General features: G+C 56.0%; 10 protein-coding genes. 8 read left to right on the top strand and 2 right to left on the bottom strand.

All coding sequences use genetic code 11. The annotated features are described in order from the left end of the window. The first annotated feature begins 196 nt into the window (after nt 1-196). From CIK94_RS01315 to mutS, 7 genes are all read left to right on the top strand, one after another. The gene (locus tag CIK94_RS01315; RefSeq protein WP_022310954.1) at nt 197-433 is read left to right on the top strand and encodes an acyl carrier protein; all 237 of its coding nucleotides are present in this window, start codon (nt 197-199) and stop codon (nt 431-433) included. Continuing rightward, nucleotides 434-1,696: a beta-ketoacyl-ACP synthase II gene (gene fabF, locus CIK94_RS01310; protein ID WP_094420863.1), complete on the top strand. Its 1,263-nt coding sequence runs from the start codon at nt 434-436 to the stop codon at nt 1,694-1,696. It begins immediately after the preceding gene. Next, nucleotides 1,686-2,711, top strand: coding sequence for a ribonuclease III (gene rnc, locus CIK94_RS01305; RefSeq protein ID WP_094420861.1), 1,026 nt, complete (start codon nt 1,686-1,688; stop codon nt 2,709-2,711). The genes fabF and rnc overlap by 11 nt, the downstream gene beginning before the upstream one ends. Before the next feature lie 566 nt (nt 2,712-3,277). Further along, nucleotides 3,278-4,813: a GH3 auxin-responsive promoter family protein gene (locus tag CIK94_RS01300; protein WP_022310957.1), complete on the top strand. Its 1,536-nt coding sequence runs from the start codon at nt 3,278-3,280 to the stop codon at nt 4,811-4,813. Next, nucleotides 4,803-6,767 carry an Ig-like domain-containing protein gene (locus tag CIK94_RS01295; protein ID WP_094420859.1) on the top strand — a complete coding sequence of 655 codons (1,965 nt, stop codon included), beginning with the start codon at nt 4,803-4,805 and terminating at the stop codon, nt 6,765-6,767. Before CIK94_RS01300 ends, CIK94_RS01295 begins: the two co-directional genes overlap by 11 nt. Nucleotides 6,768-6,774: 7 nt before the next feature. Continuing rightward, complete coding sequence (locus CIK94_RS01290) at nt 6,775-7,584, top strand: DUF3108 domain-containing protein (RefSeq protein ID WP_094420857.1); 810 nt, start codon at nt 6,775-6,777, stop codon at nt 7,582-7,584. A 5-nt stretch (nt 7,585-7,589) separates the two neighbouring features. Then, nucleotides 7,590-10,253, top strand: coding sequence for a DNA mismatch repair protein MutS (gene mutS / locus CIK94_RS01285; protein WP_022310960.1), 2,664 nt, complete (start codon nt 7,590-7,592; stop codon nt 10,251-10,253). Here mutS and CIK94_RS13910 read toward each other — a convergent pair. Beyond that, entirely contained in the window at nt 10,240-10,497 is a 258-nt protein-coding gene (locus CIK94_RS13910) for a hypothetical protein (protein WP_144008259.1), read from the bottom strand. The genes mutS and CIK94_RS13910 overlap by 14 nt on opposite strands. Before the next feature lie 405 nt (nt 10,498-10,902). On the opposite strand from CIK94_RS13910, the gene CIK94_RS01280 reads away from it, so the two are divergent. Next, nucleotides 10,903-11,622, top strand: a complete 720-nt coding sequence (locus CIK94_RS01280) for a hypothetical protein (protein WP_022310961.1) — start codon at nt 10,903-10,905, stop codon at nt 11,620-11,622. 181 nt (nt 11,623-11,803) lie between these two features. Here the strand turns inward: CIK94_RS01280 and CIK94_RS01275 are convergent, their stop codons facing one another. After that, entirely contained in the window at nt 11,804-13,516 is a 1,713-nt protein-coding gene (locus tag CIK94_RS01275; RefSeq protein ID WP_094420852.1) for an SUMF1/EgtB/PvdO family nonheme iron enzyme, read from the bottom strand. Nucleotides 13,517-13,554: the final 38 nt, after the last annotated feature.

The raw sequence follows: 13,554 nt of genomic DNA, 5'->3' as shown, positions 1-13,554 counted from the left end.
TCATTTTGCGCGATTTGTGTCATCAAAAGGTGGTTAATTATCAAAAGAATAGCCATTTTATTGCACAAACATAGGGGTAGTGTGCATGCGAATGTCGTTTTTATACGAAAAAATTTGCCAGAATGATAAAAAATGTGTTCCTTTGCAGCCAGAATTTTTAATAATACGTATTTTTAACAATTTAAATTTTACAATTATGTCAGAAATTGAAAGCAAAGTTAAAGAGATTATCGTTGACAAACTCGGTGTTGAGGAAGAGAATGTAACTCCAGAAGCAAGCTTCACCAACGACCTGGGTGCCGACTCTCTGGATACCGTTGAGTTGATTATGGAATTTGAAAAGGAGTTCGGTATCAATATCCCCGACGACAAGGCTGAGACCATCCAGACTGTAGGCGACGCCATCAAGTACATCGAGGAGAACGCAAAATAAATGGAGCTTAAGAGAGTAGTAGTAACAGGTCTTGGTGCCGTTACCCCATTGGGCAACTCCCCCGAAGAGACATGGGCTGCCATGCTCGAGGGTAAAAGCGGCGCCGCACCTATTACACAGTTTGACGCGTCTCTGTTCAAAACCCAGTTTGCTTGCGAGGTAAAGAACCTTAACGTCAATGATTGGATTGACCGCAAGGAGGCCCGCAAGCTCGACCGTTACACCCAGCTGGCACTTATCGCCGCCATGCAGGGTGTAAAGGATTGTGGTCTTGACCTTGAGACTGCCAACAAGAACCGCATCGGAGTAGTATTTGGTGTGGGTATCGGTGGTATCAAGACTTTTGAAGAAGAGGTGACTTACTATGGTAAGCACCCTGAGAATGGACCTAAGTTCAATCCTTTCTTCATCCCCAAGATGATAGCCGATATCGCATCAGGACATATCTCTATCCACTTCGGTTTCCACGGTCCCAACTACACCACAACATCAGCGTGCGCTTCTTCGACCAACGCGTTGGCTGATGCGTTCAACCTTATCCGTCTGGGTAAGGCCGATATGATAGTAAGCGGCGGCGCCGAGAGCGCCATCTGCGCTTGCGGTGTAGGCGGTTTCAACGCCATGAAGGCGCTGTCAACCCGCAACGACGACCCTGAACACGCTTCGCGTCCGTTCAGTGCCAGCCGTGATGGATTTGTGATGGGCGAGGGCGCCGGCTGTCTCATACTCGAGGAGCTGGAGCATGCCAAGGCCCGTGGTGCCAAGATATATGCTGAGATGGTAGGCGAGGGCGAAAGCGCCGACGCATATCATATCACCGCATCGCACCCCGAGGGACTGGGCGCCAAGCTCGTTATGGAAGCCGCTCTTGAAGATGCGGGTCTGAAGCCCGAGGATATCGACTACATCAATGTACACGGTACATCGACCCACGTGGGAGATATCTCTGAAGCCAAAGCCATCAAGGAAGTGTTCGGCGATGCAGCCTTCAAGCTCAACATCTCATCGACCAAGTCGATGACTGGTCACTTGCTGGGTGCTGCCGGTGCTGTAGAGGCTATGGCATGTGTACTGAGTGTCATGAACGACATCGTGCCTCCTACCATCAATCACGAGGAGGGCGACGAAGATCCTGAACTCGATTATTCGCTGAACTTTACGTTCAACAAGGCACAGAAGCGTGAGGTACGTGCTGCTCTGAGCAATACGTTCGGATTTGGCGGCCACAACGCTTGTGTTATCTTCAAGAAATATGCTGAATAATTTAATTGACCGAATAAAGCTCTCTTTCCGCAAGGACAAGGAGCTTTATTCGTCTTTATACGCCATTCTCGGCTTTTATCCCCGCCACATCGACAACTACAAGATGGCGCTCATGCACAAGAGTATCATGCACCGCAACAGCAAAGGCAAGCCCGTCAACAACGAGCGGCTCGAGTTTCTCGGCGATGCCATTCTCGATGCCATTGTGGGCGACATCGTGTACCATCATTTCCCCGGCAAGCGCGAGGGATTTCTTACCAATACCCGTTCCAAACTCGTTCAGCGTGACACCCTCAACAAGCTGTCGCAAGAGATGGGCATCGACCAGCTCATCCTCTCCAACGGTCATAGTGCCTCGCACAACAGCTATCTGGGCGGCAACGCTTTTGAAGCACTCGTCGGTGCCATCTATCTCGACAAGGGTTACAAGGGATGTATGGACTTCATGCAACAGCGTATCCTCGGCAAGATGATTAACATCGACAAGCTGGCTTATAAAGAGGTGAACTTCAAGAGCAAGCTCCTCGAATGGAGTCAGAAGAACAGGGTCAACGTGAGTTTCGAACTGCTCAGCCAGAAGGTTGACAGCAACGGCAGCCCTATGTTTGACTACCGCGTGGTTATCGAGGGCGTCAACGGATGCAACGGCCAGGGCTATAGCAAGAAGGAGAGCCAGCAGCTCGCCTCCAAGCTCACGCTCGAGAAGCTGCGCCGCGAGCCTCAGTTTATCGACCAGATATTTGCGGCCAAGACTAATCGCACCAAGATGGAAGAGGAGCCTGTAGAGACTGTGCCCGACACCGCCGAGAAGCAGGATTTCATCATTGCCGTCGAGTCGGCCCCCGCCGAGTCTCGTCAGCGAAAGTCCAGAAAGCCATCCGTTTCCAAGGAGCAGCCCGCCAAGGAGGCTGCCGATGACTCCGACGAGTTTGACTTGAGCGACATCTCTGCGCGAGCCATGAGCCGCGAGGAGATAATAGCCGCCGCCGAAGCCGAAGCCTTCGGAGGAGAGTAGGGGAGTGCCCGCTCCACTTCTGCCATCAGTTACAGGGTGGAAAACGATTACTTATAGAGGAGAGTTGATTACCATAAGGTTGAAATCAATTACTCACGAGGGGATGCTAATCTCCATGAGGCAGTAGCCAGCCATCCCGAGGCAGTAGATTGACCTCCCGAGGCAGTAGCCGATTGCCAAAAAAAGGATGACTGCCACCCCCAGGCAGAAGCCAATGACAATAGCCCCAGGACAGACGATAATCGTCGCTGTCCTGGGGCTATTGGCGTAGATGGAGGTGACTCCTACGCCCAAAGTCCCTCATAAAAATGTAGCAATAGCCATAAAAGTCCCTCATAAAAGTGTGCCAAAACATCAAAAAGTCCCTCATAAAAGTGTGGTGATGCGCTCCAAAGTCCCTCATAAAAGTGCGAGCAGCCCCCAGACTATCCAGTCTCTCTTCATGATACTCACGGCACTTGTCCTGTTCACTTCCCCACGTTTATTTTATATTAAAAATGGTAAATAATTGTGCTATGTGAAAGAAATCGGTTAACTTTGTATGATTAATTGGCAATTACATACACATGAGTTTAACCCGTATAGCAAGCATGGCTTTTTTGCCGCGACAGAAGAGTCTTGAGAAGCATTTTACCACTCCTGACGAGCTGCAGGAACGTGTACTCAGATATCTTATCTCCAAGGGAAAGAATACCGAATATGGCGCCAGCCATCACTTTGATGAGATAAGAACTTATACAGATTTTGCCGCCAATATTCCCGTCAATACTTACGAAGAGCTGAAAGGCGATATAGACCGTATGCGTCATGGTGAGAAGAACGTGCTGTGGCCCGGTACCGTCAAGTGGTATGCCAAGTCATCCGGAACCACCAACGACAAGAGCAAGTTCATCCCCGTCTCTGCCGACGGACTCAAGAACATCCATTATCAGGGCGGCACTGACGTCGTGGCCATGTATCTCCAGAACAACCCCAACTCCCGCCTCTTCGACGGCAAGGGCCTGATACTCGGAGGCAGCCACTCACCCAACTACAATCTCAGCGGCTCGCTCGTGGGCGACCTCTCCGCCATACTGATTGAGAATATCAATCCTCTGGTCAACCTCGTGCGAGTGCCCCAGAAGAAGACGGCGCTGCTGTCCGACTTCGAGGTGAAGCGCGACCTCATCGCCCGCGAGACGATGCACAAGAACGTCACCAACCTTTCGGGCGTGCCCAGCTGGATGATGTCTGTGCTGGTGCGCGTGCTCGAGCTCACCGGCAAGCAGCACATCAACGAAGTCTGGCCCAACCTTGAGGTCTTTTTCCATGGCGGCATAGCCTTTACCCCTTACCGCAAGCAGTACGAGCAGATTATCACATCGCCCGGCATGCACTATATGGAGACCTACAACGCCAGTGAGGGATTTTTTGGCATCCAGAACGACCCCTCCGACCCATCGATGCTGCTCATGCTCGACTATGGCGTCTATTACGAGTTTATCCCCATGGACGAGTTTGGCACCGACCGCCCCACCGTCCTGCCATTGAGTGGGGTAGAGGTAGGCCGCAACTACGCCATGCTTATCTCCACCTCCTGCGGACTGTGGCGTTATCTCATCGGCGATACCGTCCAGTTCACCTCCACACGCCCTTACAAGTTTGTCATCACCGGCCGCACCAAGTATTTCATCAATGCCTTCGGCGAGGAGCTCATCATGGACAATGCCGAGAAGGGCCTCCAGTATGCCTGCGAGCAGACTGGCGCTCAGGTGAGCGAGTATACCGCCGCCCCAGTCTATATGGACGCCCGTGCCAAGTGCCGCCACCAGTGGCTCATCGAGTTCAGCCGTCAGCCCGACAGCCTCGACCATTTCGCCCATGCCCTCGACGAGCGTCTGCAGCAGCTCAACAGCGACTATGAGGCCAAGCGCTTCCACGACATCACCCTCCAGCATCTCGAGGTCATCGAGGCGCGCCAGGGACTCTTCAACGACTGGCTCAAGGCCAAAGGCAAGCTGGGCGGACAGCACAAGGTGCCCCGTCTGAGCAACAGCCGCAAAAATCTCGACGAACTGCTCCAACTTAACGGTAACAACAAGTCAAACGACAATGATAAATAAGAGGTTTACGCCTGTCAGCCGCTGCGCCTTTGCCGCGGTTGTCGCCATAGTGCTTCTGACGGTCATGGCGGCGTGTGCCCGCATGGGCCAGCCCGACGGCGGATGGTACGACGAGACCCCGCCCCGCATACTCTCTGCCAGCCCCGCCGACAAGTCGGTCAATGTCAGCAGCAAGAAGATATACATCAACTTCGACGAGTATATCCAGATAGAGAACGCACAGGAGAAGGTCATCGTGTCGCCGCCCCAGATGGAGCAGCCCGACATCAAGAGCCAGGGCAAGCGCATCATGGTACAGCTCCGCGACACGCTCCAGCCCAATGTCACCTATACCGTAGACTTCTCTGATGCCATCACCGACATTACCGAGAACAATCCTCTGGGCAACTACACCTACAGCTTCTCCACCGGCGAGGCCATCGACACCATGGAGGTCGCTGGCTATGTGGTCGATGCCCAGAACCTCGAGCCCGTCAAGGGCATCCTCGTGGGCCTCTATGCCAACCTTGCCGACAGCGCCTTCACCACGCTGCCTATGGCGCGCGTGGCCCGCACCGACGCCACCGGACGCTTTGTCGTCAAGGGTGTAGCCCCCGGCAGCTACCGTGTTTACGCCCTCGAAGACGCCGACGGCAACTTCCTTTACAACCAGAAGAGCGAGAAGATGGCCTTCGACACCGCAGTTGTGGTGCCCACCTTCAAGCAGGACATCCGCCAGGATACCATCTGGCGCGACTCGCTCCACATCGACTCCATCATCCAGGTCGGCTACACCCATTTCCTCCCCGACGACCTGGTGCTCCGGGCCTTCACCACCACCCTTACCGACCGCTATCTGGTCAAGACCGACCGTACCCAGGCCGACCGTTTCACCCTCTTCTTCAGCTACGGCGACAGCCTGCTGCCCCGCGTGCGTGGCCTCAATTTCGATGCCACCCACTCGCTCATAACCGAGGCCAGCGAGCGCCGCGACACCATCACCTACTGGCTACGCGACACGGCTCTCGTCAATCAGGACACCCTGCGCATGGAGCTCCAGTACCAGATGACCGACACCACCGGCGTGCTCACCCTCCAGACCGATACCCTCGAGCTGCTCGCCAAGACCCCCTATGCCCAGCGCGTCAAGGACAAGCAGAAGAAGCGCGACGACTGGCAGAAGGTGCAGGACAAGGCCAAGAAGCGGGGCAAGCCCTATCTCGAGGTGATGCCCCCCGAGGCCCTCGAGGTCAAGTATGAAAGCGTATCGCAGACCGACCCCGACCGCAACATCCGCTTCACCCTCGCCGCGCCTGTAGCCCGCATCGATACCAGCCTCATCCATCTCTACGCCAAGGTCGACACCGCCTGGTATCAGTCGCGCTTCATGCTCAGAGAGGTTCAGGGCGAGCCCCGTACCTACGAGATAGTGGGCGAGTGGCGCCCCGACCGCGAGTACAGCCTCGAGGTCGACAGCATCGCCTTCACCGACATCTACGGGCGTGTCTCCACGTCCAAGAAGATAGGCTTCAAGGTCCATTCGCTCGACGACTACGGCTCGCTCTTCGTCAACATCGCAGGCATGGAGGGCCGCAGCGTCATCTGCCAGCTCCTCAACATGCAGGACGCTCCCGTCAAGGAGGTCACCACCACCACTGGCACCGCCGAGTTCTTCTATGTCAAGCCCGATACCTACTATCTGCGCATGATAGTCGATGCCAACGCCAACGGGCGCTGGGACACCGGCGACTACGCCACCCTCCAGCAGCCCGACGAGGTCTACTACTATCCCGAAGAGATAGTCTGCAAGGCTAAGTGGGACATCACCCAAGCCTGGAACCCCACTGCGCGCGAGCTCTATCGCCAGAAGCCCGCCAAGCTCATCAAGCAGCGCAGCGAGACCCGCCGCAAGACTGTAGGCCGCAATGCCCAGCGTGCCAAGAATATGGGCATACCCTATAATCCCAATATGTGATAACGATATGAAAAAGTATAGAATTCTTATGGCATCACTGATGATGGTCATGGCTGTAGCAGCCCATGCCCAGTGTGCCTTCCACAACGACGCCTTCAAGTCGGGTGAGTTCCTCACCTACAACCTCTACTACAACTGGCAGTTTGTATGGGTCAAGGCCGGCAACGCCTCGATGTCTACCGTCCAGAGCCGCTACAACGGCCACCCCGCCTATCGTGCCAGCCTCACTACGCGTGGCAACAACCGTGTCGACCAGATGTTTGTGCTCCGCGACACGCTTCTCTGCTACAGTTCGCTCGACATGGAGCCCCTCTACTTCCGCAAGGGAGCCCGCGAGGGCAAGCGCTATGGCGTCGATGAGGTCTTCTACTCCTACCACGACGGAAAGGTCAAGCTGCGCCAGCACCAGCTCACCAGCAGTGGCGAGCACCTCTGGGCCCACCGCACCGTCTCCCACTGTGTCTACGATATGCTCAATATCTTCCTGCGTGCCCGCTCGTTCAATCCCGAGGGCTGGAAGTCTGGCCACGAGATAGATTTCCCCATTGCCGACGGCAAGAACATCAGCCCCGCGCGTCTGCGCTATTCGGGCAAGGTCAAGATCAAGGCCGACAACGGTGTCAAATACCGCTGCCTCAAGCTCTCTTACCTCGAGAAGGAAGACGGCAAGTACAAGCGCATCGTAGACTTCTATGTTTCCGATGACAAGAACCACATCCCCGTGCGCCTCGACATGTTTCTCAAGTTCGGTGCAGCCAAGGCGTTCCTCGTGAGCATGAAGGGACTGCGCAATCCGGTCACCTCAGCCGTAAGATAACCGCTATGGCAAAAGACGACAAGGGGCTCACCCCGATGATGAAGCAGTTCTTCTCCCTCAAGGCCAAGCACCCTGAGGCGCTGATGCTCTTCCGCTGCGGCGATTTCTACGAGACCTACTGCGAAGACGCCGTCACCGCCTCGCGCATACTGGGCATCACCCTCACGCGCCGCAACAACGGCGGCCAGGCAGGCAGCATGGAGATGGCAGGCTTCCCCCATCATGCCCTCGATACCTATCTGCCCAAACTCATCCGAGCCGGCAAGCGCGTGGCCATCTGCGACCAGCTCGAAGACCCCAAGAAGAAGCGCGAACAGCTCAAGGGAAAGAAGGGGCTCACCGAGATGGACAAGATGGTGAAGCGTGGCATCACCGAGCTCGTCACCCCAGGGGTGGCGATGGGCGACAACGTGCTCAACTATCGCGAAAACAACTTCCTGGCTGCAGTCCACTTCGGCAAGACATCATGTGGAGTCAGCTTTCTCGACATCTCTACCGGCGAGTTCCTTACCGGCGAGGGCAATTATGACTATGTAGAGAAGCTCTTGGGCAACTTCCAGCCCAAGGAGGTGCTCTACGACCGCGCCCGCAAGACCGACTTCGAGACCCGGTTTGGCAACCGCTACTGCGTCTTCGAGCTCGACGACTGGGTGTTTACCGAGCAGACCGCCCGGCAGAAGCTCCTGGGCCATTTTGCCACCAAGTCGCTCAAGGGATTTGGCGTAGACCATCTCCACAACGGCGTCATAGCCGCCGGAGCCATCATGCAGTATCTCGAGATTACCCAGCACACCCATATCGGCCACATCACCTCTCTGGCCCGCCTCGAGGAAGAGAAGTATGTGCGCCTCGACGGCTTCACCATACGCTCGCTCGAACTGCTCCAGCCCATGCAGGAAGACGGGCGTTCGCTGCTCGATGTCATCGACCGCACCGTCACCCCTATGGGCAGCCGCATGCTGCGACGCTGGCTGGTCTTCCCGCTCCGCAATATCGACCCCATACGCAAGCGGCTCGACATGGTCGACTGCTTCTTCCGTTCCCCCGACTTCCGCATGCTGGTCAATGACCAGCTCCATCGCATAGGCGACCTAGAGCGCATCGTCTCCAAGGTGGCAGTGGGCCGCGTGTCGCCCCGCGAGGTGGTCCAGCTCAAGCACGCCCTCGTGGCGATAGAGCCCATCAAGGACGCCTGCTCTCACTCCGACAATGTCACCCTGCAGCGCATCGGCGAGCAGCTCAATCTCTGCGAGAGCCTGCGACAGCGCATAGAGAGCGAGATACAGCCCGACCCGCCACAGCTCGTGGCCAAGGGCGACGTGATAGCCACTGGCTACAGCGCCGAGCTCGACGACCTGCGCAACATATCGCACAACGGCAAGGAGTATCTCATGCAGATTCAGGAGCGCGAGATTGAGCAGACGGGCATCACCTCGCTCAAGGTGGGTTACAACAATGTGTTCGGCTACTACCTCGAGGTGCGCAACACCTTCAAGGACCGCGTGCCTGCCGAGTGGGTGCGCAAGCAGACGCTGGCACAGGCAGAGCGCTACATTACCCAGGAGCTCAAGGAGTACGAAGAGAAAATTCTGGGCGCCGATGAGAAGATTCTCGCCCTCGAGCAACAGCTCTTCGCCGAGCTCATCTCGGCCATGCAGGAGTTCATCCCCCAGATACAGATTAACGCCAACCTCATCGCCCAGCTCGACTGCCTCATGGGCTTTGCCAAGGTGGCCGAAGACAATCACTACGTGCGCCCGGTGGTCGACGACAGCCTGGAGCTCGACATACGCCAGGGCCGACACCCCGTGATAGAGCAGCAACTGCCCGTGGGCGAGCGCTTCGTGCCCAACGATATCTATCTCGACGACGACAAGCAGCAGATAATCATCATCACCGGACCCAATATGGCCGGAAAAAGCGCTCTGCTGCGTCAAACCGCCCTCATAGTACTGTTGGCCCAGGTGGGATGCTACGTGCCCGCAGAGAGCGCGAAAATAGGCTTGGTGGACAAAATTTTCACCCGAGTGGGTGCGTCAGACAATATTTCGCTCGGCGAGTCCACTTTTATGGTCGAAATGACCGAGGCTGCCAACATACTCAACAATGTCACCGAGCGCTCGCTGGTGCTCTTCGACGAACTGGGGCGTGGCACCTCTACCTACGACGGCATCAGCATAGCCTGGGCCATCGTCGAGTACCTCAACCAGAATGCCAAGGGACGCCCACGCACGCTCTTTGCCACCCACTATCATGAGCTCAACGAGATGGAGCGCCAGCTCCCCGCCATACGCAACTACAATGTAAGCGTCAAGGAGGTCGGCGACAAGGTTATCTTCCTGCGCAAGCTCGTGCCCGGTGGCAGCGAGCACTCCTTCGGTATCCATGTGGCAGAGATAGCTGGTATGCCCAAGAGCATCGTGCGCCGCGCCAAGGTTATCCTCAAGCAGCTCGAAGCCGACGGGGCAAGCGTGGGCAACGCCGATGCCGCCGCCATCAAGCACATAGGCGACGACCGCGAGGGCATGCAGCTCAGCTTCTTCCAGCTCGACGACCCGGTGCTCTCGCAAATCCGCGACGAGATACTGGGGCTCGACATCAACAACCTTACGCCCGTCGAGGCGCTCAACAAGCTCAACGAAATCAAGAAGATACTCAAGGGCAAGTAGATTTGCCCCATCCAGAAAGGCAGTGCTTACAGGCGCTGCCTTTTTTCTGCCCCTCTCCCGATGGCTCGCTGTCTCCGCAGCTCTGCCCACCATCGCCCCATCCCTTCTCTCTATATCCACCACTGCTCTGCCCGCCATCGCCACATTCCCTTCTCTCTATCTCCACAGCTCTGCTATCCATCTCGGTGGGCATGGGAATGGCCTCTGCTGCGCCCGAGGGCGTCTTGGCGCGGCTGGAGACCATGTCTGTCGGCTTCTGGTTAACTACCTTTTACGTTCCCGTTAACTCTATTTCACTTAATTGGTTTGGTGGTGTCGCTGTTAACCACTTACTTTGCAAATGTCATCATCTTCATCGGGTTAGTCGTTACCGATGCCGAGACGTAGATGGACTCGGCCCCTGTGCAGATGGACTCGGCTGGCTCGTGACGTATGATACGAGGCCACGTGCCTATTGATACGAGCACTCGTAACAAATGATACGAGAGCACGTGACGTAAGGCACGAGCCGCCAGCGGTGGTCAGCACGCGGGCCAAAGCCCTTACGCCGGCGCCGTCTGTCATGGCGCGCCCCGCAGACCATGAAGCGCGGGGCATGGAAGTCATTGGAAAGGTTATCCTAATATTCACCCTTAAAACTGAAACAACAATGAAAAAGTCGATTTTGTGTTTGCTGTTTGCCATTGCCGCTATGGCGTGGGCAAACGATGCTGCGGCGCAGCAGTGTAAGAAAAAGGTGACTCCCAGAGTGGAGTCGACTGTAGCCAAGGGCAAGATGCCCCCACGGTGGCTGCTCAACAAGGTGACGCCGGCGCAGTATGACACGCTTGTGGCGCTCAACCGCCTCTGCATGGTAGACTACTCGATGCTCAAGGGCTATAAGGTGACGCCCCAGATGGTGGAGAAGGTGATGGGCCAGGCACGCAAATATATACGCGAGGCTATGGACCGCCACGATGGCGTGGTGCCTCGCGTGGGGTGGACGACCCTCGTCACGAAGACGCTCACTACGTGGAGCGACAAGACGGAAAAGGGCACCCGCACGGTGGAATATCTGCTCTGTTCGTCGGCCGACGGCTATGATGTCCATCTGCTGCTGCGTGCCACCCTGCAGCGCGACCGCCAGACGGGTGGTTACCGCTCTGTGGCTTACGAACTGGTGCCCTACAGCGTGCAGGGCATGCCTGTAGAGGTCAAGAGTCCTCGCGTCTATGCTGGCGGAACCGCCCCCGCCGCTCAGCTGGAGTGGGGCAAGGATGGCAAGTCTCCTTACTATGCCGTTAACGCTACTCTGGACTTTACCGACCCTCTCGGAGCCAAACACCGCGAGCAGATAAACGTAAGCGTCGCTCTCTGTCTTGGCAGATAGGCTGCTGCGACGAGCCACGGGGGCTCGACATCAACAACCTCACGCCCGTCGAGGCGCTCAACAAGCTCAACGAAATCAAGAAGATACTCAAGGGGAAGTAACTATCGGCTCCCCCATATACGCCAAAATCCCATACCTTGGAAGTAAGGTATGGGATTTTTGGCATATATTGCGCGGCCCGTCATCGCTGTATATGCGAGGCAGCCAGCCGCAATCCTGTCAGATTATTGGCCTGAGCGCAATAGTCACGGCCATTATACCATCTGAGACACCTGAAGTTTCCGCCACGTACTACATGCCTATGGTCGGGCTTATTGCTGACGCAGGGCGATGGATTAGGGCCCTGTGGATTAACTTGAGCCTTCTTGCTGTGCGATGTGCGCCATATATCACTGCATATCTCATCAACATTGCCCGTCATGTCGTACAGGCCCAGTACATTGGGAATGAGCTGACCCACAGCCTGTGGATGGCGCAGGTTGTCGCCCCACCAGGCAACCACCTTGGCAGAGCCGTCAACCAGTTCGTGTCCGCTATAGCGCTCTACAGGCTCGGCCCGGCCACCTATACACGCATACTCCCACTCTGCCTCGGTGGGCAAACGGAACTGCTGACCGCTAAGGGCATTGAGCTTACTGATAAACAGCTTGATGTCGCTACAGCCGACATTAGTTACAGGCTGGCTGGCATCGTCTTGGTTCTCCGAAGGGTTCACGCCCATTACGGCTTGCCACAATGCCTGGGTTACTTCGTACTTACACAGATAGTAACTGTCTAACGTTACCTGGTGGGGAGCCATCTCCTCGGGCGGTATATAGTACTGGCGCAGTTCGGGAAAGACAAAACCCATAGTAAAGGTACCTGCGGGCACCTGTATCATGTCGCTGACCAACTTAGCTATCAACTCGCTGCGGGACGATGGCTGTGGGGCAGTGTCCAGATGGATGCTGACAGGCTTAGGCAACTGACTTAGAGCCAGGCGGATGCCCGTTCCGGTAGGACGGCGGGTATCGTCCTTGATATAGAAGCCTGTGCGCTCGCCACTGCCCAAGTCTGTATTGTTGTAGGCACAGCCACGGGCCACACGGTAGCTCTTCTGCCGTTCAGCATCCAGGTATTCGGCCCCACTGTGACCTGTACAAAGCTCGCTTACATTGCCTGCCATATCGTAGAGACCCAAGGCATTGGGCCTGAGCATGCCCACGGCATGCGGACGGTGGCCGCTGTTCCAGTCGGTCCATGCCACTTCCTTACAGTCATCGCTGCCACTGTATTTATAACGGCGCGGCGATTTGCCCTCATCGTAAGCCCACTGCCATTCCTCCTCGGTAGGCAAACGGAACTTGAGTCCAGTTATCTGGTTGAGGCGATAGATGAACAGCTGGGCCTCGTCCCAATAAAAACCCTCTACGGGCCGATTGCCCACAGTATGCTGCGAGGGATTGGAGCCCATCACGGCCTGCCACAACTGCTGCGTCACCTCGTACCGACACAGATAGTAACCGGCCACCGTGGCGCTATAGGCTGCCGGACAATGGCCGGTATAACCAGGATAGAAGTTGCGGTCGTACATAGTGAACGTTCCGCCAGGGATATACACCATGTCGGCTATCAGCTTCTCTATTACCTGGGTGGGAGTCATCTCCACTGGGGGCGGGTCTTCCCTCTTTGTCACCTGGTTCTTTACTTCAACAGGCTCCTTGGGCTCGGGCTTAGGTTCCGCCTTTCGCTCTACCTGTTTCTTGGGCTTGGGGGCTGTCTTGGCTTTAGCCTTGGCGGTATGCTCAGTCTTGTCCTTTGGCTTCTTCACCTGAGTCTGCTGTCGGATAATGCCCTGCGCATCCATACTGATGGTCCATGCCAGTGCCAGCATGATGAGAATACATTGTTTCATACGTGTTTTAAGTTATAGGAATATAGATAGTCCAAACC

This window comes from Prevotella sp. P4-51 (assembly GCF_002251455.1).
Taxonomy (GTDB): Bacteria; Bacteroidota; Bacteroidia; order Bacteroidales; family Bacteroidaceae; genus Prevotella.
The sequence above is the reverse complement of the archived record's forward strand: the minus strand, read 5'-3'. Positions and strand labels throughout refer to the sequence as shown.

What these genes read in the sequence shown, in the direction of transcription:
- CIK94_RS01315 (WP_022310954.1), top strand. Translation starts at nt 197, where the DNA reads ATGTCAGAAATTGAAAGCAAAGTTAAAGAGATTATCGTTGACAAACTC.
- fabF (WP_094420863.1), top strand. Translation starts at nt 434, where the DNA reads ATGGAGCTTAAGAGAGTAGTAGTAACAGGTCTTGGTGCCGTTACCCCA.
- rnc (WP_094420861.1), top strand. Translation starts at nt 1,686, where the DNA reads ATGCTGAATAATTTAATTGACCGAATAAAGCTCTCTTTCCGCAAGGAC.
- CIK94_RS01300 (WP_022310957.1), top strand. Translation starts at nt 3,278, where the DNA reads ATGAGTTTAACCCGTATAGCAAGCATGGCTTTTTTGCCGCGACAGAAG.
- CIK94_RS01295 (WP_094420859.1), top strand. Translation starts at nt 4,803, where the DNA reads ATGATAAATAAGAGGTTTACGCCTGTCAGCCGCTGCGCCTTTGCCGCG.
- CIK94_RS01290 (WP_094420857.1), top strand. Translation starts at nt 6,775, where the DNA reads ATGAAAAAGTATAGAATTCTTATGGCATCACTGATGATGGTCATGGCT.
- mutS (WP_022310960.1), top strand. Translation starts at nt 7,590, where the DNA reads ATGGCAAAAGACGACAAGGGGCTCACCCCGATGATGAAGCAGTTCTTC.
- CIK94_RS13910 (WP_144008259.1), bottom strand. Translation starts at nt 10,497, where the DNA reads ATGGTCTCCAGCCGCGCCAAGACGCCCTCGGGCGCAGCAGAGGCCATT.
- CIK94_RS01280 (WP_022310961.1), top strand. Translation starts at nt 10,903, where the DNA reads ATGAAAAAGTCGATTTTGTGTTTGCTGTTTGCCATTGCCGCTATGGCG.
- CIK94_RS01275 (WP_094420852.1), bottom strand. Translation starts at nt 13,516, where the DNA reads ATGAAACAATGTATTCTCATCATGCTGGCACTGGCATGGACCATCAGT.